15 protein-coding genes are annotated in these 20,869 nt (G+C 70.0%); 3 read left to right on the forward strand and 12 right to left on the reverse strand.

The annotated features are described in order from the left end of the window. Positions 1 to 20 precede the first annotated feature (20 nt). Positions 21 to 434, forward strand: coding sequence for a hypothetical protein (locus KV106_RS06425; RefSeq protein ID WP_057596754.1), 414 nt, complete (start codon positions 21 to 23; stop codon positions 432 to 434). 2 nt (positions 435 to 436) lie between these two features. Here the strand turns inward: KV106_RS06425 and KV106_RS06430 are convergent, their stop codons facing one another. From KV106_RS06430 to KV106_RS06450, 5 genes are all read right to left on the reverse strand, one after another. After that, positions 437 to 1,996 (reverse strand): tripartite tricarboxylate transporter permease, encoded by a 1,560-nt coding sequence (locus tag KV106_RS06430; protein ID WP_057596755.1) that lies wholly within the window; start codon positions 1,994 to 1,996, stop codon positions 437 to 439. A 4-nt stretch (positions 1,997 to 2,000) separates the two neighbouring features. Further along, positions 2,001 to 2,522: a tripartite tricarboxylate transporter TctB family protein gene (locus tag KV106_RS06435; RefSeq protein ID WP_261207303.1), complete on the reverse strand. Its 522-nt coding sequence runs from the start codon at positions 2,520 to 2,522 to the stop codon at positions 2,001 to 2,003. A 101-nt stretch (positions 2,523 to 2,623) separates the two neighbouring features. Then, a complete protein-coding gene (locus KV106_RS06440; RefSeq protein ID WP_057596757.1) occupies positions 2,624 to 4,183 on the reverse strand; it encodes a sensor histidine kinase in 1,560 nt (519 codons plus the stop codon). Beyond that, positions 4,143 to 4,850 carry a response regulator gene (locus KV106_RS06445; protein WP_261207324.1) on the reverse strand — a complete coding sequence of 236 codons (708 nt, stop codon included), beginning with the start codon at positions 4,848 to 4,850 and terminating at the stop codon, positions 4,143 to 4,145. The genes KV106_RS06440 and KV106_RS06445 overlap by 41 nt, the downstream gene beginning before the upstream one ends. 15 nt (positions 4,851 to 4,865) lie before the next feature. Then, positions 4,866 to 5,660, reverse strand: a complete 795-nt coding sequence (locus tag KV106_RS06450) for a sulfurtransferase (RefSeq protein ID WP_261207326.1) — start codon at positions 5,658 to 5,660, stop codon at positions 4,866 to 4,868. 129 nt (positions 5,661 to 5,789) lie between these two features. Between KV106_RS06450 and dnaE the strand changes: the two genes are divergently transcribed. Together dnaE and KV106_RS06460 are read left to right on the forward strand one after the other, a co-directional pair. Then, positions 5,790 to 9,308, forward strand: a complete 3,519-nt coding sequence (gene dnaE, locus KV106_RS06455; protein WP_057596760.1) for a DNA polymerase III subunit alpha — start codon at positions 5,790 to 5,792, stop codon at positions 9,306 to 9,308. A 124-nt stretch (positions 9,309 to 9,432) separates the two neighbouring features. After that, positions 9,433 to 9,828: a YgiW/YdeI family stress tolerance OB fold protein gene (locus KV106_RS06460; RefSeq protein WP_261207376.1), complete on the forward strand. Its 396-nt coding sequence runs from the start codon at positions 9,433 to 9,435 to the stop codon at positions 9,826 to 9,828. Here the strand turns inward: KV106_RS06460 and KV106_RS06465 are convergent. From KV106_RS06465 to ybgC, 7 genes are all read right to left on the reverse strand, one after another. Beyond that, positions 9,803 to 15,010, reverse strand: a complete 5,208-nt coding sequence (locus KV106_RS06465; RefSeq protein WP_261207378.1) for a DUF4011 domain-containing protein — start codon at positions 15,008 to 15,010, stop codon at positions 9,803 to 9,805. The genes KV106_RS06460 and KV106_RS06465 overlap by 26 nt on opposite strands. Then, positions 15,007 to 16,233, reverse strand: a complete 1,227-nt coding sequence (locus KV106_RS06470; RefSeq protein ID WP_261207390.1) for a M48 family metalloprotease — start codon at positions 16,231 to 16,233, stop codon at positions 15,007 to 15,009. Before KV106_RS06470 ends, KV106_RS06465 begins: the two co-directional genes overlap by 4 nt. A gap of 67 nt (positions 16,234 to 16,300) precedes the next feature. After that, positions 16,301 to 18,031, reverse strand: a complete 1,731-nt coding sequence (locus tag KV106_RS06475) for a peptidoglycan D,D-transpeptidase FtsI family protein (RefSeq protein ID WP_261207401.1) — start codon at positions 18,029 to 18,031, stop codon at positions 16,301 to 16,303. Between the two features lie 151 nt (positions 18,032 to 18,182). Then, positions 18,183 to 19,139 (reverse strand): cell envelope integrity protein TolA, encoded by a 957-nt coding sequence (gene tolA, locus KV106_RS06480; protein WP_261207403.1) that lies wholly within the window; start codon positions 19,137 to 19,139, stop codon positions 18,183 to 18,185. Positions 19,140 to 19,161: 22 nt separating this feature from the next. Then, positions 19,162 to 19,599, reverse strand: coding sequence for a biopolymer transporter ExbD (locus KV106_RS06485; RefSeq protein WP_057594490.1), 438 nt, complete (start codon positions 19,597 to 19,599; stop codon positions 19,162 to 19,164). Between the two features lie 16 nt (positions 19,600 to 19,615). Beyond that, positions 19,616 to 20,335 carry a protein TolQ gene (tolQ, locus tag KV106_RS06490; protein WP_057594489.1) on the reverse strand — a complete coding sequence of 240 codons (720 nt, stop codon included), beginning with the start codon at positions 20,333 to 20,335 and terminating at the stop codon, positions 19,616 to 19,618. Then, on the reverse strand, positions 20,332 to 20,781 hold the full coding sequence (gene ybgC, locus KV106_RS06495) for a tol-pal system-associated acyl-CoA thioesterase (protein ID WP_093344330.1): 450 nt from the start codon (positions 20,779 to 20,781) through the stop codon (positions 20,332 to 20,334). Before ybgC ends, tolQ begins: the two co-directional genes overlap by 4 nt. Between the last annotated feature and the right edge of the window lie 88 nt (positions 20,782 to 20,869).

Genomic DNA, 20,869 nt, shown 5'->3' on the forward strand with positions numbered 1-20,869 from the left:
AAGAAAGCGAGCGAGGCGAGATGGCGATTCAGAAGACACCGGAAACGGCACCGGGCGAATACGGCGACCTGTTCGAGTTCCTGATGAAGGAGCTCAAGCTGTTCCAGCGCAAGCTGCTGGTGATGCTCAAGCACGTGAAGACCGGCGAGTCGCAGGTCTACAAGCAGGCCTGGTACGACTTCCACCTCAAGGACCGCCTCACGGCACTGCTCAAGGCCGAGGACTACGCGGCGGTCGCGCAGCTGCCGGTCAACAAGGCCGGCCAGACCGGCATCTACATCGAGACCCGCTACGTGAAGTCGGGCGAGGTGGTGGGCTTCCAGTTGGTGGAAGCGCGGCCGCACGAGGGCGGCCGCTACGTGGGGCTCACGCCGGCCGCGGTCTACACCGAGGCCGACGGGCGCCGCGTGCTGGCCTTCGCCGAAGGCCTCTAAAACTACTTGCCCAGCGTCACCGCTTCGGCCGGTGGCGCACCGTCGGGCGCGTCGGGCAGCAGCTGCGACTTGCGGCGCGAACCGCGCCAGGCCGAGTAGCCCACGCCGATCAGCAGCAGCACGCACAGCCCGATGAAGGTGCCGCTGATCGGGCGCGTGACGAACACCGACATGTCGCCGCGCGAGAGCAGCAGCGCGCGGCGGAAGTTCTCCTCCACCATCGGCCCGAGCACGAAGCCCAGCAGGATCGGCGCGACCGAGAACTCGAGCGACATCAGCAGCGCGCCGATGATGCCGAACACCAGCACCTCCCAGATCTGGAACAGGCTGTTCTGCGTGCTGAACACGCCCACCGCGATGAAGAACATCGCCGCCGGGAACAGGTACTTGTAGGGCACCTTCAGGAGCTTCACCCAGACCCCGATCAGCGGCACGTTGAGCACCACCAGGATCACGTTGCCGATCCAGAAGCTGGCGATCAGGCCCCAGAAGATGTCCGGGTGCTCGGTGATCAGCTGCGGGCCGGGCTGGATGCCCTGGATCAGCAGCGCGCCGAGGATCAGCGCCATCACCGCGTCGCCCGGGATGCCCAGGCTCATGGTCGGGATGAAGTCGACCTGCGTCTTCGAATGCGCAGAGGCCTCGGGCCCGGCCACGCCTTCGATCATGCCGGTGCCGAAGGCCGCGGGCGTCTTCGACACCTTGCGCTCGAGCGCATAGGCGATGAAGGTGGTGATGGTCGGGCCGGTGCCCGGCATCGCGCCGAAGATCGTGCCCACGACGGTGCCGCGGATCATGGCGGGGAAGGCGCGCTTGAGCTCTTCCTTGCTCGGGCGCATGTCGCTGAGCTTGAGCGTGCCGGTGTCGCCGATGCTCTTCATGCGGTTCACGTTGAGCAGGAAGTCGGCCACGCCGAACAGGCCCATCGAGATCGCAACCAGCTCGAGGCCGTCGCTGAGCTCGGGCAGGTCGAAGGCGAAGCGGAAGCTGCCGCTGTTGACGTCGGTGCCGACCACGCCGCACAGCAGGCCGAACACCGTCATCGCCACGCCCTTGAGCGCCGAGCCGCGCGACATGGTCGAGCCCGCGAGCAGGCCCAGCATCATGATCGAGAAGATCTCGGTCGGGCCGAACTTGAACGCGATCTGCACCAGCAGCGGCGAGGCGAAGATCATCACCACGATGCCCACCGAGGCGGCGAAGAACGAGGAGATCATCGTCACGCCGAGTGCCACGCCGCCCTTGCCCTTCTTCGTCAGCGGATAGCCGTCGAGGCAGGTCACCGCGTGCGGCGGGTGCGAGGGCATGTTCATCAGGATGGCGCCGATCGCGCCGCCGTACTGCGAGCCGTAGAAGATGCCGGCCAGCATCAGGATGGCGGGCACCGGGTGCATCACGTAGGTGAGCGGCAGCAGGATCGAGATGGCCTGCAGCGCGCCCATGCCGGGCAGCACGCCGATGAGGTTGCCCACCAGCACGCCGAAGAAGGACCACAGCAGGTTGGAGCCCTGGAACGCGACGCCGAAGCCGAACCAGAGGTCGTGGAGCGATTGTCCGATCATGGTCTCAGCCTCCCCACTGGAACAGCGGCAGCTGCAGGCTCAGCGCCCACCAGAACACCACCACCGCGATGACCATCATCGCGAGCGCGAGCAGGAAGGCCTCGCGCAGCGTGTTGTCGCGGTCGCCGAGCGCCGAGATGAACACGATCGCGAAGGTCGCGGGCAAGAGCCCGCCGTACTCGCCGAGCAGCAGGAACGAGAGGATGCCCAGCACGATGCAGACGCAGCCGCGCAGGTCGGGCAGGCCGGCGGGATGGCCGTGCGAGCCCGCGGCCTCGGGCGCCGGCTGCTGGCCGCGCGCCGAGATCACCATCAAGAGGCCGATGAAGGCCAGCAGCAGCCCGAGGGCGACCGGGAAGAAGCCCGGTCCCATGTGCGCGAGTTCGCCGACGCGGTAGCCGTAGCCGGCGTAGGCGGCGGCCAGTCCGACGATCACCATCAGGGCCCCGCCGTAGTAGTCTTTCTTGAATGTCGATGGGGCGCGCGATGCCTGCGAGGCCGCGCCACCACCCGTGCTGTGCTGCATATGTCTCCTTCGGGCTGAAGCGATGCAGTCTAGGAAGCGGGGCTTTCAATCCCCTTTCGCAACACGCTTGCAAGGGCCTTCGGGGCCCAAAATACGTGTTATCACGTACGAGCGAGCGGCAATCGGAGGATCGCGCGCAGCCCGCCACCGTTGGCGCTCTCGGGCATGTCGGCGCTGTCCAGCAGGATCTCGCCGCCGTTGCGCCGCGCATAGCCGCGCGCGATGGTGAGGCCGAGGCCGGCACCCTGCATCGCGGGTGCGCCCGGGCCCTGCGAGGCCGGGTCGCGCTGGAAGCGCTCGAACACGCTGGCGCGCCGTTCGGGCGCGATGCCCGGGCCGCTGTCGCAGACCTCGGCCAGCGCCTGCGAGGCATCGCGCCGCACCGTCACCGTGATGTTGCCGCCGCGCGGCGTGTACTTGATCGCGTTGTGCACCAGGTTCGCGAGCAGCTCGTGCAGCTCGGCGGGGTTCGCGCGCACCGGGATCACGGGCGAGGCCGCGTCCTCCTCCTCGTCGGGCGCGGCGAGGCCCTCGGTCGCGGTGTCGCCGCGCGCGTCGACCCAGCCCAGGTCCTGGTCGTGCTCGCGCGCGAGTGGCAGGTACTGCAGCACCACGGCGCGCGCGATCGCGTTGAGGTCGACGATCGCGGGCGCGGCGGCCTCGGTCTCACCCTCGTGCGTGGCATGCGCGAGCGCCAGCAACTGCTCGCTCAGGCGCCGCGTGCGCGCGAGCTGCGCGACGATCGCATGCAGCGATTCGCGCATGCGCTCGGGGTCGGTCTCGCGCACCGCGTAGCCGGCCTGGATCGACAGGATGCCCAGTGGCGTGCGCAACTGGTGCGAGGCATCGGCGAGGAACTGCGAATGCTCGGCCACCATGCGGCGATGGCGCCCGATGTGGTGGTTGACCGCGTCGACCAGCGGCACCACCTCCTGCGGCACGCCGGCGGGATCGAGCGGCTGGATGTCGTCGCGCGCGCGTTCGCGCAGCGACCGGCGCAGCCGCTCGAGCGGGCGCAGGGTCCAGGCCACGCCCAGCCACACCAGAAGCGCCATCACCACCACCATGCGCGCGGCGCGCAGCAGCTCCTGGCGCAGCGATTCGTCCTGCGCGCGCCGGCGCGGGCCGGTGCCTTCGGCGGCCTGGATCAGCACGGTGTAGGCGCTGCCCGCGTGGCTGTTGTAGACCGTCTGGCGCAGCGCGGCCACGCGCACCGGATGCTGCTGGTAGGTGGCGTCGTAGAACACCGGCGCGCCCTCGGGGCCGCCGCTCCTCGGCGGCGGCGCGGGCAGGTCGGGCACGCCCATCAGCGTCTGCTCGGTGCCGGTCTCGCCCCGGACCACCGGCGCCGCGCCCACGTGCAGGTACTTGTAGCGCAGGTGGGTCGACTCGAACATCGCCTGCACCGAGAAGGCCTCCTGCACGCGCACGCTGCCGTCGCTCGCCACCACGATGCCGTTGGCCAGCGCCTGCACGGGCTCGAGCAGGCTCTGGTCGTAGGCGTCGACCAGGCTCTCGGTCAGCGCCTGGTAGTCGCTCCAGCTGTCGAGCGCGAGCAGCGCGACCATGCCCGGCAGCAGCAGCGCCAGCAGGCGCGCGCGGATGCCGAAGCGCCAGCTGTCAGTGGGGGACGGAGACGGTGCCGGCGCGTGCGGGTCCATCGGCGATGCCTTCGAGCATGTAGCCCAGCCCGCGCACGGTGACGATGCGCACGTCGCTGTCGGCGAGCTTGCGCCGCAGCCGGTGCAGCACCACCTCGATCGCATCGGGCCCGGCGGTGCTGTCGTTGGTGAACACCTTGCCGAACAGCTGCGACTTGCCGACCGGCGAGCCGCTGCGCATGAGCAGCGCGCTCAGGGCCGCGTGCTCGCGCGGCGTGAGCGCCAGCAGCGTGCCGCGCAGCGTGAAGGCATGGCTCTCGCCGTCGTAGGCCAGCGAGGCGCACTGCAGCCGCGGATGCTGGCGGCCGCGGCTGCGCCGCACCAGCGCGGTCAGCCGCGCCTCGAGCTCGACCAGCTCGAAGGGCTTGGTGAGGAAATCGTCGGCGCCCAGGTGCAGGCCGCGCACGCGGTCCTGCAGCGCGCCCTGCGCGGTGAGGATCAGCACCGGCGTGCGGTCGTCGGCATTGCGCATGTCGGCCAGCACCGCGAGGCCGTGCTTGTCGGGCAGCCGCAGGTCGAGCACCACCGCGTCGTACTCGGTGCCGGCCATGAAGGCCTCGGCGGTGCGCGCATCGGGCGCATGGTCGGTGACGAAGCCGCCCTGCGTGAGCGCGCGCACCAGCCAGGAGGCCATGTCCAGTTCGTCTTCCACCAGCAGGATGCGCATCGCGGGGAGGTCGGCCTATCGTTTCTTGTGGAGATCGGGGTCTTCGGCGGCGCGCGCGCTGGCCTTGGCCGCGCGGGCGCTGAGGTCGGGTGCGAGCGCCTCGCGGCCATCGAACACGAAGCAGTCGCCCCGGTAGTGGGCACCGCCCACCAGCTCGAAGTACTTGAGGATGCCACCCTCGAGCTGCAGCACGTTGTCGACGCCTTCCTCGCGCATCAGGATCGCGGCCTTCTCGCAGCGGATGCCGCCGGTGCAGAAGCTCACCACCGTCTTGCCCGCGAACTCGGCGCGGTGCTCGCGCAGCGCGGGCGGGAACTCGGTGAACTTCTCGATGCGCCAGTCGATCGCGCCCTCGAAGCTGCCGTGGTCGACCTCGAAGGCATTGCGCGTGTCGAGCAGCGCGATCTCGCGGCCCGCGTCGTCGTGGCCCTGGTCGAGCCAGCGCTTGAGCGTGGGCGCATCCACGCCCGGCGCGCGGCCGGCCGCGGGCTGGATCGCGGGGTGGTCCATGCGGATGATCTCGCGCTTGAGCTTCACGAGCATGCGCCGGAACGGCTGGGCGGCCGACCAGCTGTCCTTGGTCTCGAGGTCGGCGAAGCGCGCGTCGGCGCGCACGCCGGCCAGGAAGTCCGCCATCGCGCCGGGCTCGCCGGCCAGAAACATGTTGATACCCTCGGGCGCGATCAGGATCGTGCCCATCAGGCCCAGCGCGCGGCTGCGTTCCAGCAGGCGTTCGCGCAGCGCGGGGCCGTCCTCGATGGCCACGAACTTGTAGGCCGCGATGTTCAATATCTCTTGGGTCTCTTGCACGGCGGGAATTCTAGGCGCCGCTGGTTGACCCGTTCCTGACTCGGGCACTCTCGAACGAGGGGCGGCCCGGGTGTCAATAGGGGCCGCGCCAACTCACATCGTGGAGGCCCGCCTTCCTACAATGGACGGATGTTCGTTCACCTGCGCCTGCACACCGAGTTCTCCGTCGTCGACGGCACCAATCGCATCGACGAAGTCGTCAAGGCCGCCGCTGCCGACAAGCAGCCCGCGATGGCCATCACCGATCTCAACAACCTGTTCGGCGGGATCAAGTTCTACAAGGAAGCGCGCGGCAAGGGCGTCAAGCCCGTGATCGGCGCCGAGATCTTCCTCGAGGGCATGGGCAAGGATGCCGCGACGCTCACGCGCATCGTGCTGCTGGTGCAGAACAAGCAGGGCTACCTCAACCTCTCGGAACTGCTGGCGCGCGCCTGGACGCAGAACGTCGGCCGCGGCCAGGCCCAGGCGGCCTGCAAGCTCGAATGGGTGGAGGAACTGCAGGGCGGGCTGATCGCGCTGTCGGGCGCGCAGGCCGGTCCGCTCGGCGCGCCGCTGGCCGCGGGGCAGGGTGAACGCGCGGCCGAGCTCGCGCTGCGCCTGGCGGGCATCTTCCCGCACCGCTTCTACATCGAGCTGCAGCGCGCCGGCCGTCCCGAGGACGAGCCGCACGTGCTGGCCGCGGTGCAGCTGGCCGCGCGGCTGGGGCTGCCGGTGGTGGCCACGCACCCGGTGCAGTTCGCCGCGCGCGAGGACTACGAGGCGCACGAGGCGCGCGTGTGCATCTCCGAGGGCGAGATCCTCGGCAACCCGCGGCGCGTGCGCCGCTTCACGCCCGAGCAGTATTTCAAGTCGAGCGCCGAGATGCAGGCGCTGTTCGCCGACATCCCGAGCGCGCTGGCCAACACGGTCGAGATCGCCAAGCGCTGCAGCCTGACGCTGGTGCTCGGCAAGCCGCAACTGCCCGACTTCCCCACGCCCTTCGTGAGCGAAGGCGTGCGCATGCCGATCGACGAGTTCTTCCGCCAGGAATCGTTCGAGGGGCTCGAGAAGCGCCTCGAACACCTGTTCCCCGACGTGGCCAAGCGCGACGCGCAGCGGCCGCGCTACGTCGAGCGGCTCGAGTTCGAGATCAACACCATCCTGAAGATGGGGTTCCCGGGCTACTTCCTGATCGTGGGCGACTTCATCAACTGGGCCAAGCAGAACGGCTGCCCGGTCGGTCCGGGCCGGGGCTCGGGCGCGGGCTCGCTGGTGGCCTACGCGCTGAAGATCACCGACCTCGATCCGCTCGAATACAACCTGCTGTTCGAACGCTTCCTGAATCCCGAGCGCGTCTCGATGCCCGACTTCGACATCGACTTCTGCCAGGGCAACCGCGACCGCGTGATCGACTACGTGAAGGACAAGTACGGCCGCAACGCCGTGAGCCAGATCGCGACCTTCGGCACCATGGCCGCGCGCGCGGCCATCCGCGACGTGGGCCGGGTGCTCGACATGAGCTACATGTTCTGCGACGGCATCAGCAAGCTGATCCCGAACAAGCCCGGCATGTCGGTCACGCTGCAGTACCCGCCGGCGCAGAAGATCGAGGGCGACAAGAACAACTACGCGCTCGAGATGGAGCCGCAGCTCGCCGAACGTCTCGAGAAGGAGGAAGAGGTCAAGACCGTGGTCGAGCTGGCGCAGAAGCTCGAGGGCATGACCCGCAACATCGGCATGCACGCCGGCGGCGTGCTGATCGCGCCCGGCAAGCTCACCGACTTCTGCCCGCTCTACCAGCAGCCCGGCAGCGACTCGGCCGTGAGCCAGTACGACAAGGACGACGTGGAGGCCATCGGCCTCGTGAAGTTCGACTTTTTGGGCCTGGCCACGCTGACGATCCTCGAGATCGCGCGCGAATTCATCATGAAGCGGCACAAGGGCCGCGAGAACTTCGCCTACGAGAACATCCCGCTCAACGACGCGCCGACCTACCGGCTGTTCTCCGAGGGCAAGACCGAGGCCGTGTTCCAGTTCGAATCGCGCGGCATGCAGGGCATGCTGAAGGACGCGCGGCCGACCCGGCTCGAGGACCTGATCGCGCTCAACGCGCTGTACCGCCCGGGCCCGATGGACCTGATCCCCAGCTTCGTGGCGCGCAAGCACGGCCGCGAGGACGTGGAGTATCCGCATCCGGCCGTGGCCCAGATGCTCTCGGAGACCTACGGGATCATGGTCTACCAGGAGCAGGTGATGCAGACCGCGCAGATCCTGGGCGGCTATTCGCTCGGCGGCGCCGACCTGCTGCGCCGCGCGATGGGCAAGAAGAAGCTCGAGGAGATGGCCGAGCACCGCGAGAAATTCCGCGCGGGCGCCCTGAGCACGCACGGCATCGCGCAGGACAAGGCCGACGAGATCTTCGACCTGATGGAGAAGTTCGCGGGCTACGGCTTCAACAAGTCGCACGCCGCCGCCTACTCGCTGCTGGCCTATCACACGGGCTGGCTCAAGGTCCACTACACGGCCGAATTCTTCTGCGCCAACATGACGGTGGAAATGGACGACACCGACAAGCTCAAGGTGCTGTTCGAGGACGCGCAGAAGAACTTCGGCCTGACCTTCGAGCCGCCGGACGTGAACCGCGGCAACTACCGCTTCGAGCCGGTCACCGACAAGGTCATCCGCTACGGCCTGGGCGCCGTCAAGGGCACGGGCCAGCTCGCGGTCGAGGCCGTGGTGCGCGCGCGCGAGGAGGGCGGTCCGTTCAAGAGCCTGTACGACTTCTGCGTGCGCATCGATCGCCAGCGCATCAACAAGCGCACGGTCGAGGCGCTGATCAAGGCCGGTGCCTTCGATGCCATCCAGCAGAACCGCGCCTCGCTGATCGCCTCGGTCGACCGGGCCTTCGAGTTCGCCAACGCGACCGCCGCCAATGCTTCGCAGGTCGACATCTTCGGCGACAGCGAGCACGGCTCGGCCACGGCCGAACCCGATCTGGTCGACGCCACGCCCTGGGGCGTGAAGGAGCGGCTCACCTTCGAGAAGACGGCGGTCGGCTTCTATCTGTCGGGCCACCTGTTCGACGAGGTCTCGCACGAGGTGCGGCGCTTCTGCAAGCGCGAGATCACCGACCTGCTCGACAGCCGCGACCAGCAGGTGATCGCGGGCATCGTGAGCGACTTCCGCGTCATCAATGGCCAGCGCGGGCGGCTCGCGATCTTCAAGCTCGACGACAAGTCCGACTCGATCGACGCCACCGCCGACGAGGCGCTGATGAACGCCAACCGCAACACGCTCAAGGACGACGAGCTGGTGATCGTCTCGGGCCGGCTGCAGCCCGCGCGCGGCGGCTTCGAGGCGCGCTTCCAGGTGCAGCAAGTCTGGGATCTGGCCGGCGCGCGCTGCCGCTTCGGCAAGTTCCTGCGCGTGGCGGTCAACGGCAAGGCACCCGACATCGCGCGCCTGCTCAAGGACTTCCCGGCGCGCACCGAGCAGAGCGAGCATGGCGAGCTGGTGCAGGGCCTGCCGGTGCGCCTGTCGATGGCGCGCGGCGGCGCGCAGGTCGAGCTGCAGCTCGGCGAGCGCGCGAAGTTCTTCCCGACCGATGCGGCGCTCGCGAGCTGGACCGCGCAGGCCGAGGCGGGCAAGGCCGCGGTCATCTACGAATAACCGCGCGCCGCGCAGGGGCGGCAAAAAGCGATATGGGGAACTCCGCGCGGCCTGGGCCTTCTTACCGGGGGCAGGCTTCGCGCCTGCGCGTTTTCAACCGGCAGTTCGAGGAGGAACATTCGCCATGCCACACAAGACCGCAACCGGCACCCGCAACGCATCCATCAAGCAGGCCTTCCTGGCCGCCGCCGCGCTGGCGCTGTCGCTGCCCCTGAGCAGCCTGGCCCAGTACAGCGGCCCGAGCTCGGTGCCCGCCATGACCGTCAAGCAATTGCTCGACACCGGCAAGGACGACCAGCACGCCACCTTGCGCGGCTTCATCGTCTCGCACGACGGCGGCGAGCGCTACACCTTCGCCGACGACACCGGCCGCATGAAGGTCGAGATCGACGCCAAGCACTTTCCGCCCGGCGTGAAGATCGACGACAAGGTGCGCGTCGAGATCACCGGCGAGTTCGACAAGGACCTCGTGGGCAACAAGGTCGAGCTCGACGTCAAGCAGCTGGTCGTGATGCGCTGATTGCGCTCTTGCTGACCAGCGCGTGCTCGATCCCGTCGAGCACCGCCTCCGGTGCGTGCAGCCAGTCCTTCGCGAGCACCTGCCGCACCTCCCAGCCGAAGGCATCGAGAATCCGCGGGCGCGAGACATAGCGCTCGAGCACGTTGCGGTTCTCGTAGTGGGCCGCCGTGTCCACGAGGATGCCGAGCGCGTAGTGGCTGTCCCCCGCATCTGAACCCGTGCCGGCGGCACGGATCGCCAGGTCGCAGCGAAAGCGCGACTGGCCCACCTGCTCGTCCACCGCATGGCCGCGCGCGCGCAGCGCGGCCGCGAGCTGCACGCTCACCGCGTCGGCCGGCACGTGGCCTGCCCGCGCCGCGCCGCGCGTCAGCGGGTTCATGCCCTCGAGCACGCGCGTGGCGGTGGCATCGTCGCCGCGCGACAGGCATTCGGCATAGCGCAGGAAATTCTTCAGCGCCGCGGCGCCCTCGTTGTGGTCGTTGGTGATCGCCTCGTGGCGGATCGTCGAGACCACCGCCATGTGGTGGCGCGCGCGGCTGAAGATCACGTTGAGCCGCTTCTCGCCGCCGCGCTGGTTGATCGGCCCGAAGTTCATCAGCATGCGGCCCTCGGCATTCGGGCCGTAGCAGATGCTCAGCAGGATGATGTCGCGCTCGTCGCCCTGCACGTTCTCGAGGTTCTTGATGAACAGGCCGCAGAACTGGTCGTCCTCCTCGCGCACGTACTCGGCCTCGAGCCGTGCCGCGAACTCGGCGTCGGTCGCGGCGAGGCTGTCGAGCTCGGCCTCGATCTCGCCCTGCTGCGCTTCCGAGAAGGCCACGATGCCGAGGCTGCGCCCGGTGCCGCGGCGCAGCAGCTCGCGCACCAGCTGCGCGATGTGGCGCGCCTCGCCGGTGTTGCGGCGGCTGTCGTAGACCGCGTCGGTCACGCGGTGGAAGCTGATGGCGCGCGAGAGCAGCGCATCGGCCTGCGCGGCCACCGACTCGGCCGAGGCGGCGCCCGACTGCACCAGGATCTCGGCGCGCGTCTCGCTCGGCAGGCTGCGGTCGGGGATGGTGTAGAGGTTGCCGGCGTAGAAGGCCGCGTTCGAGAAGCCGATCAGCGACTCGTAGCGGCTGCGGTAGTGCCAGGCCAGCAGGGTGGCCGGCAGGTTGCGCGCGCCCTGGTTCAACAGGCTGTCGGCGTCGAGCACCACCGCGATGCGGTCGCCCTCGTTGTCCTCGTCCTCGACCGACACGGTCTGGTCCTCGGCATCGCGGCCCGACGAGAAGAAGCTCGTAGGCGGCAGCTGCATCTCGTCGCCCACCACGATGATCTGCGGCGCGCGGTAGAGCGCGGGCACCGCTTCCTCGACCGGGATCTGGCTCGCCTCGTCGAAGATCACCACGTCGAACAGGTCGGCCGCGAGCGGCAGCGTGTCGGAAACCGACAGCGGGCTCATGAGCCAGATCGGCTTCATGTCGCGCACCACCTGGCCGGTCTCGCCGCTCGCGAGTTCGCGGATCGCCTTGTAGCGCATGGTCTTGCCGAACTCGTGCTCGAGCTCGCGGCGCCCGGCGTTGTAGCTCTTCTTGAACGCCTTGCCCTCGGCATCGAGCTGGCTCGCGGGCAGGGCGCTCTTGTGCACATGGTCGCGGAAGCGCTGGCGCACGGCCGCGGCCAGGGTGCGCGCATTGCGGCCGAGCAACTGGCGCTCGGCATCGCCCAGGCGCTGCGCATGGCGCGCGAGCGTGGCTGCATCGAAGCGAGGCAGCCAGCGCTCGGTGCGGTAGACGCGCTCCAGGCCCTCGCGCGCGACCGCGAATTCGATCGCCTCGGGCGCGAGCGGCAGGCCGCGCAGCGCGGCGGCCACGGCCGGGTCGGCATCGGCGAGTTCCTGCAGCGGCGCGAGCACCGCGGGCAGGGCATCGGCCTGGTCGTGCAGCGTGCGCGCGAGGTCTTCGAGCGTGGCCAGCGGCAGGCTCGCCGGGTCGTGGACCAGGTCGCGCCACAGCGCATCGAGCGCGTCGCAGCGCGAGCCCGCGGCGACCAGGCGTTCGACGTCGCGGCTCGCGCCGGGTGCGCTGCGCAGATGGGCCTGGAAGGCCACGCGCAGGCTGCCGGCATCGTCGAGGCCGCGCAGCACCTGCATCTGTTGCGCATAGGCCTCGGGATCGGTGCAGCCGTAGTCGGCCTCGAGCTGCGCGGCCTGCTTCCGCAGCGCGGCGCGGGCCGTGTGTTCGGCCAGCAGTTCCTCGAGCAGCTGCGCGGGCTTGGGCCGCACCGCATGCGCGGCGAAGTCGTAGCGGCGCTTGAGTTCGCCCGCGAGCCGCCACCACGAAGGCTGGAGGAAGCGCAGCAGCGAGTGCTGCTGCGCGCGGGCCTGCGCGAGACCGGCCTCGGTGTCGGCCGGCGATAGCCTGTCGCGCCAATGCGTGGTGCGCTGCAGCTTCTCGTCGAGCGCCTGCTGCAGGGCGCGGCGTTCGGCCAGCGCGGCATTCAGCGCCTGGCTCGCGGGATGGGATGCATCGAGCAGCGCGAGCTGCCCGCGCGCGGCCAGCGTCGCGACGCGGCGCGCATCGGCCACCAGCGCGAGCGCGTCGCGCCATGTCACGCCGGCTTCGGCCAGCGGCGGCCAGGCCTCGACCAGCGCATCGCGGCAGGCCCCGCTTTGCGCCGCGGCGCGCCCCGAGCCTTCGACCAGCGCGGCCAGCGGCTTGGGCTGGCGCAGCAGCGCGGGCGCGAGCAGCGCGAACGGATGCTGCGCGAGCGTGGGTGCGTCCAGGCTCTCGATGACGGCCAAGTGCAACCGCGCGGCCAGCTCGGCATGGCGGCGCCATGCCGCATAGTCGGGCAGGGCCTCGGCCTGCAGCGGCGTGAGCTTCGGATCGACGGCCTTGAGCGCGACCAGCCGCGCCACCAGTTCGCGCAGCGTGACGGCCAGGTGCGCGGGCACCTCGCGCATCGCGGCATCGAAGCGCTCGAGCGCGCGCAGGTCGAGGTCCATCGCATCGAGCAGCCGCGTGCGTTCGCCGCCCTCGGCCTCGAGCGTGGAGGGCGCCTCGAGCCACTGCTCATAGGTCTGGCGCAGGTTCTGCACGAAGGCCTTCTTGTCGCCCTGCGAGTCGTGGATCATGCAGCACAGCTCGTCCAGCCCCTGCTGGCGCAGGCGGTGGAACACCACGTCGATCGCGGCGCGCTTCTCGCAGACGAAGAGCACGCGGCGGCCGCGCCCCACGTAGTCGGCGATCAGGTTGGTGATGGTCTGCGACTTGCCGGTGCCCGGCGGCCCCTGGATGATGTAGCTGGCCCCGGTGCGCGCCAGCGCCACGGCGGCGGTCTGGGTCGCGTCGGCCTGCACCACCGGCCATTGCTCGGCCAGCGGCAGCACGGCAGGCGTCTCGGTGTCGACCTGGCGCGGCTGCAGCGAGAACACGCGGTCGAAGGCCTCGCTCGCCATGTCCGATTCGACCAGCCCGCTGTAGTCGCGCACCAGCGACATCTTGCGGTGGTTGAAGTTGCCGAGCGTCACGGCCGTGAGGTCCACGTCCCACTGGTAGGGATTGCCGGCGTTCTCGCGCAATGCGAAGGTCTGGCGCTCGGCCTCGGCGGGCGCCATCTGTGGTGCGCGTGGCGTCGGGCGCGCCCCCACCGCGCCGGCCAGCGGCAACGGCACGCGCTGCACGCGGGCATGGAACAGCTGCAGCCCGCGCGGGCGGAAATCGTCCTGCGCGTAGCTGTAGTCGGTGGCCGCGATGGGCGCGGCCGAGGGCGCGCGTTCGCGCACGCGCCGCTTGAACTGCTCGAGCCGCTGGCGCGCGCGCTGGTGGATCAGCGCGATCTCGGGCTGCCGCAGCACCCGCAACTGCACGCCGGGCTCGGTGCGCGCGATCTGCGCGGCCAGCTCGGCATGGAACTGCTCGATCGAGGTCTCGCGCAGGTCGATGCTCTCGGGCAGCACGATGCCGTAGAGCTGGCGCAGGTGATGCCGCAGCGTCGGGTTGACCTGGGCCTCGGGGCCCGCGGCCTCGAGCAGGTACTGGTCGCGCACGCCCTTCTTGCGCGAGAGGTCCACCGGCAGCATCAGCAGCGGCGAGACGATACGCTCGTCCGCGTCCTCCTTGAGGTTGTGCCAGCGCAGGAAGGCGATCACCAGCGACAGTTGCGACAGGCCGTACTCGGCGCGGTCGCGGCGCGCTTCCTGCAGGATGCGGTCGAGCGCACCGGGCAGGTAGGGCTGGTCCTCGAAGCGCAGCCAGCGCGCGAGCGGCACCGGGTCGCCGCTCGCGACCTCGGCGGCGAAGCGGCCGTCCCACACGCAGAGCTGGTCGACGCGGATGCTCTGCAGGTCGACCACCAGCGGCACGCTGGCCACCGTGAGGTTGACGTGCGCCTGCGTGGGCTTGAAGTACAGCAGCCGGTTGCGCCGCGAGAGGTCGAACAGCCGGTCGCGCAGGTGCAGCTGGATCGCCTGGCGGCGCTGGCCCGCGCCGTCCTTCGGATTCGCGAGGCGCTCCAGGCCCAGGTCCAGCGGCTGATCGCGGTAGGTCTCGAGGCGGCGGATCACCGAGGGCAGGTCGCGCGCGCGCTCGTGTCGGTCGAGCGCCGTCATCTCGACGATCACCGCGGCCAGCACCGGGTGCAGCCGGCGGTTGATCTCGAACAGGTTGCCGCGGTGCTCGGCGAAGCGCGCGAGCTCCTCGCCCTGCGTGAAGTCGAGCCCGCAGGCCAGGCTGGCGAGCACCTGACCCAGGCACAGCATGTCGCTGAGCGCATCGTGGTGCGCGAAGCGCTGCTCCCAGGCGCCGTAGCCGGGCAGGTAGGCCGGGCGCTGCGGCACGGTGTCGGGCGTGGCCTCGGGCAGCACCTCGAGGTTCTCGCGCGCGACGCCGATGCCGCCTTCGACGGTGACGCGCTCCTCGCCCACCACGCGCAGCACCGAGGCCACCGGGCGCTCGAGTGGCGCGATCGCCTGCGGATTGCGCTTCGGCTCGGCGCCCGCGGGCTGGGCCAGTTCCAGCGCGGGCACCTCGTTCACGCGGTAGGCCATCGCATGGCCCAGCGCGGCGACACGGCCCTGCTCGTGCAGCGCCGAGACCTCGCGCAGCAGCGGCAAGGCGAGGGCCAGCACGTCGTCGGTCTGCAGGCCGCCGTGCGCATCGGCGGTGTCGAGCAACTGCAACAGCGGTGCGATGCCCGTCATGCCGTGGCGCTCCGTGCGTGCTGGGCCCGGGCCTTGTCGAGCACGCTGGCGGCGTCGCGCTTGACGCGCGCGAGCGTGCGCCTGGCCAGCTTGAGGTCCTGCGCGAGCCGCTGTTCGAACGGCGCGGCGCAGCCCAGCGGCTCGGCCAGCGCGAGCGCCGCGGCCAGCGCGGCATCGTCGAGCTCGGGATCGGCCGCGACGAAATCGACCAGCACGCTGGCCATGTAGTCGTGCAGCCCGGCGGGCAGCGGATCGGGCGGCGGCGGCGCCACGGCCTGCGGCAGCGAGGGCACGAAGCCCGGGAAGAAGCGCCGCGCATGCGCAAGCAGCGCCTCGGACTGCATGAAGGGCTCGCGCAGCAGCCGCGCGACCACGGCGCGCGTCAGGCCACCCACGCGTTCCTGGCCCAGCACGTCGAGCGTGGCGAGGTCGAGCGGGCCTTCGAGCGCGCCGGCCAGCCAGGCATCGGCCTGCGGATCGCGCTCGCTCCACAGCCGCAGCGCGCGGGCGCGCACGAAGACCTCGGGATGGCTGGTGCCGCGCGTGGCCGCCTCGGGCCCGGCGCTGATCTCGTCGGCCTGGCGCAGGTAGCTCGCGGCGTGGACCTGCGCGAGGCCGGTCTGCACCTTGACCAGCGCGCTCACCGCGGGCTCGAGCGCGCCGCAGCCCACGCAGGCGCCGCGATCCGCGAAGGCCTCGGTGTAGAGGCTGTGGCGCCGCGCGGTCTGCAGGTGGCTCGCGTCGGCGCGCGGATCGGCCGCGGTCGCCTGCAGCAGCCGGTCGACCGCCAGGTGGCGGCCGTCGTCGCGCGTCCACAGCAGGTGGTGGGCCAGTTCGTGGCCGAGCACGGCCTGCAGCTCGGGCCCCTGCAGCCGCTCGAGCAGCGGGCCCGAGAGCACGATGTGGGCCTCGCCCGGCAGCGTGTGGATGGCGGCGTTCATCGCGCCGTCCTGTCCTTGGTAGAGGGTGATGGGCACCGTGACGCCGAGCCGCTGCGCGACCAGCGCGGCATGCGCGTGCAGCTCGGGATGCGCGTCGGCGTCGAGCCGGTACGACTGGCGCAGCAGCTCGGCACGCACGGCGGCCGCATGCTCCTCGCGCGCCTCGGCCGAGGCGGCCCAGCGCCAGGCTTCGGGCTCGTTCGCCTGCAGGTGGGCGGCCAGCGCCTGCTGGTAGGGCAGTGGAACGAGGTCGCCGAGCGCGACGGGAGAGGAGTCGACCATGTCGGGATCGCCGGTAACAAGAGTTGCCGACGATCCTAAACGAGCACCGTGGCGGCGCCGTCCTTCGTCAGTGCGCCATCGGCGCGACCGCGAGGTCGGGCAGCACGTTCATGATGCGCAGGGTCTCCTGCACCACCTGGCTGAACACCGGCGCGGCCACCAGCCCGCCGAAGTACTTGCCGGCGCCGGGCTCGTCGACCATCACCGCGACGATGATGCGCGGCTTGTCGATCGGCGACATGCCGGTGTACCAGGCGCGGTACTTGTCGGAGGCATAGCCCTTGCCGACCTGCTTGTGGGCGGTGCCGGTCTTGCCGCCGACCGAATAGCCCATGGTCTGGGCCAGCGGCGCGGTGCCGCCGGGCGCGGCCGCCAGGTGCATCATCTGGCGCACCTCGCTGGCCACCAGCGGCGAGAACACCTGCACGCCCGTGGGCGGCGTGCCGTCGTTCTTCAGCAGGCTGACCGGGATCACCTCGCCGTCGTGCGCGAAGGCGGTGTAGGCATGGGCGATCTGGAACAGCGAGGCCGACAGGCCGTAGCCATAGGACATGGTGGCCTGCTCGATCGGCCGCCACGACTTCCACGGCCGCAGCCGGCCGGTCACCGCGCCCGGGAACACGGTCTGCGGCTTCTGGCCCAGGCCGACCGCGGTCAGCGAGTTCCACATCTCCTGCGCCGACATGCGCTGCGAGATCTTGGTGGCGCCGACGTTGCTCGACTTCTGGATCACGCCCTCGACCGTGAGCACGCCGAAGTTCTCGTCGTCGTGGATGGTGGCGCCCGAGACGGTGATGCGGCCCGGGTTGGTGTCGATGATGGTCTTGGGCGTGACGCGGCCGAGCTGCAGCGCGGTCGCGATGGTGATCGGCTTCATGGTCGAGCCGGGCTCGAAGACGTCGGTCATGGCGCGGTTGCGCAATTGCTCGCCGCTGAGGTTGCGCCGGTCGTTGGGGTTGTAGCTCGGGTAGTTGGCCATCGCCAGCAGCTCGCCGGTGCGCGCGTCGACCACCACCACGCTGCCGGCGCGGGCCTTGTTCGCGACCACGGCGTCGCGGATCTTCTCGTAGGCCACCGATTGCACGCGGTCGTCGATGCTCAGCTGGATGTCGCGCCCGTCGGTCGGCGGCACCTGGTCCTCGGTGTCCTCGACGATGTGGCCGAGCCGGTCCTTGAGCACGTGGCGCGAGCCGGCCTTGCCGGCGAGGTCCTTGTCGAAGGCCAGCTCCACGCCTTCCTGGCCGATGTCCTCGACGTTGGTGAAGCCGGCCAGGTGGGCCGCGGCCTCGCCCTCGGGGTACTGGCGGCGGTAGTCGCGGCGCAGGTAGAGGCCCTTGATGCCGAGCGCCGCCACCTGCTTGGCGACCGACTCGTCGACCTGGCGCCGGATCCAGACGAAGCTCTTGTCCTCGTCCTCGAGCTTCTTGTCGAAGTCCTTCTGCGGCATGCCGAGCAGCCGTGCCGCCTCGTGCAGCCGGGCCTGCACGGCGGGGTCGTCGCGCTCGATGTCCTCGGGAATGGCCCAGATGCTGGGCGCGGGAATGTCGGAGGCCAGGATCAGCCCGTTGCGGTCGAGGATGCGGCCGCGGTTGGCCGGCAGCTCGAGCGTGCGCAGGTAGCGCACCTCGCCCTGGTGCTGGAAGAAGTCGTTGTCGAAGACCTGCACGTAGGCCGCGCGCACCGCGAGCAGCAGGAAGCCGAAGGCCACGGCCGCGACGATGAGCTTGCTGCGCCAGACCGGTGTCCTGCTCGCGAGCAGGGGGCTGCTGCCATACCGGATGTGTCCGTTGGGCTTCATCGTTCTTGTGAGGGAGCGCTCTTCCCCGCCGTGTTGTTGTGGGCGGTAGAGGGGCCCGGAGGCCGCGAGTTCCGGGCCGGCGCGCGCGCTCATTCGGCGCTAAGACTGCGACGGCGCGGGGCCGTGGCCCCGCGCCGCGCGCTTCAGTGCATCACTGCGATTTCGGCCGCACGCTGATGATCGGGAACGGCGAGGGCACGCGGCCGTCGACGTCGCGCGGCATCACCTCGGTCTTCTGCACCGCGCGCAGGGCGGCGTCGTCCCAGGCGGCATTGCCGCTGGACTTCACGAGGCGCGGCGTGCCGACGATGGTGCCGTCGGGAGAGGTCTGGATCTGGATCTCGGCCGCGGGGTTGTCGCTGATCGAGTTCGGATCGAACACCACGTTGCGCTTGATCAGCGCGGCCACGCGGCCGAAGTAGCCGGCCGACGGACCGCCGCTGCCCGCGCCCTTGCCCGAGCGCGGACCGCTGGTCTGCTCGGCCGTGGAGCCGGCCTGGCCCATCAGGCGGCGCAGGTTGTCCTGGCGGTCCTTGTCGAGCTGCGCCTTCTGCTGCTCGAGCTTCTTGGCGTCGTCGCGCTTCTTCTGTTCCGCGAGCTTCTGCTGCTCGGCCTGCTTCTGCTGCTGCAGTTCCTTCTGGCGCTCTTCCTCGCGCTTCCTGGCCTCGAGCTGGTCCTTCTCCTTCTTGGCCTGCGCTTCCTGGCGCTTCTTTTCCTGCTGGCGCTGCTGTTCCTGTTCGCGCTCGCGCTGTTCCTTTTCCTCGCGCAGCTTCTTCTCGCGCTCGAGCGCGATGTCGGGCGCCTTGGGCGCCGGCGTGGGATCGGGCCGCACGGCCTGCGGAGGAGGCGGCGGGGGTGGGGGAGGCGGCGGTGCGGGCGTGGGCTCGGGGGCCGGCGGCGGGTTGGCGATGCGCGGCGCGGCCACCTGCTGCGTGGGCGACCACAGCTCGGCTTCCACCGCGTCGTCGTCGCCTTCGCTCTTCCAGCGCACGCCCCAGGTCAGGGCGGCGATCAGCAGCGCGTGCGCGATCAGTGCGAGCACCACGGCGCGCGGCGTGCCGCGCTGCGGCGGCGGCGCGAACTCGGGGCGATCGAGGGCGAGTGACATGCGTTCTCGGGTCCGGCTGGCGCTACTTGGCGTTGGTGGTCTGGACCGACAGGCCCACGCGCTCGATGCCGGCGCGCTTGAGCTGGTTCATGGCCTTCACCACGGTCTCGTACTTGACCGACTTGTCGGCGCTGATGACCACCGGGCGCTGGTCGTCGCCGTTCTGCGCGGCCTTGGCGATGCTGCCGATCTGCGTCATCGGCACCGAGGCGCCACCGGTGCCCTGGGAGGGATCCTTCTTGACCTGGACCTCGTCGTCGCTCTTGATGACGATCTCGATCGGCTTGTCGGGCTGCTTGTTGGCGCGGTCGACCGTGGGCAGGTTGATCACGCTCGGCGTGATCAGCGGCGCGGTGACCATGAAGATGATCAGCAGCACCAGCATCACGTCGATGAACGGGACCATGTTGATCTCGTTGATCGTGCGGCGACCGCGGCCGCGGGACGAAACGGCGGGCATGCGTGCGCGCTCCGGTTCAGCGGTTGGTGGCCGAGGGACCCGCCGGGGCCGCCGCGGACGGGTTGGAGGACAGGTTGCGCTGGAGGATGTTCGAGAACTCCTCGATGTAGGTCTCCAGGGCGATCGCGATCTTGTCGATCTCGCGCGCGAAGCGGTTGTAGCCCACCACGGCCGGGATGGCGGCGAACAGGCCGATGGCGGTGGCCACCAGCGCTTCGGCGATGCCGGGTGCCACGGTGGCGAGCGTGACCTGGGTCAGCGCGGCCAGGCCGGTGAAGGCATGCATGATCCCCCAGACCGTGCCGAACAGGCCGACGTAGGGCGAGACCGAGCCCACGGTCGCGAGGAAGGACAGGTTCTGTTCGGCCGCGTCGAGTTCGCGCTGGAAGCTCGCGCGCATCGCGCGGCGGGCGCCGTCGAGCAGCGTGGCGGCGTCGCTCACGTGGCGTTCGCGCAGCTTCTGGTATTCGCGCATGCCCGAGGCGAAGATGCGTTCCATGGGCCCGGCGAACTTGGCGTTCTGCGCCGCCGAGGCGAACAGCTCGTTGAGGCTGGTGCCCGACCAGAACTCGCGTTCGAAGTCGTCGTTGAGCGCGCGCATGCGCTTGAGCGCGAAGTACTTGCGGATGATCGCGGCCCAGCTCGCGATCGAGACGATCACCAGGAGGAGCACGACCGCTTGCACCATGAAGCTGGCATGGAGCAGGAGATTGATGATGGAGAGATCTTGATTCATGGCTTGAAGGGTTGAGTCATGGAGCCGCGATAGCGTTCGAGGGTTCCCGAAACCTGCGCCGGAATCCGTGCCGGGCGCAGGCTGGCGGCGTCGACCCAGCCGATGCGGATCGTGCCTTCGCACAGGAGGGTGGGGGTGGCGCCCGCCTGCTCCGGCTTCAGCAGCACGGTCTGCGCGATTATCAGTGAGGCGGAGCCCATCTGGCGCAGGTCGGCGGTGACGATGAGCTGGTCGTCGAGGCGGGCGGGGCGGTGGTATTTGATCTGGGTCTCGCTGACGACGAACTGGCCGCCTGTTTCGTTGCGCAGCTTGTTCTGCTCGACGCCCAGGGAGCGCAGCCATTCGGTGCGGCCGCGTTCCATGAACTTGAGGTAGTTGGCGTAGAAGACGATGCCGCCGGCGTCGGTGTCTTCCCAATAGACGCGTAGGGGGAACTCGTAAGTCATTGCTTGTTGTGTTCTTCTTTTAGGCTGTTGGCCGGGTCTCGCCCCGGCGGGCGAGTCACTTTCTTTTGCTTCGCCAAAAGAAAGTAAC

Source organism: Variovorax endophyticus (genome assembly GCF_025376855.1).
In the GTDB taxonomy this organism is placed as follows: domain Bacteria; phylum Pseudomonadota; class Gammaproteobacteria; order Burkholderiales; family Burkholderiaceae_C; genus Variovorax.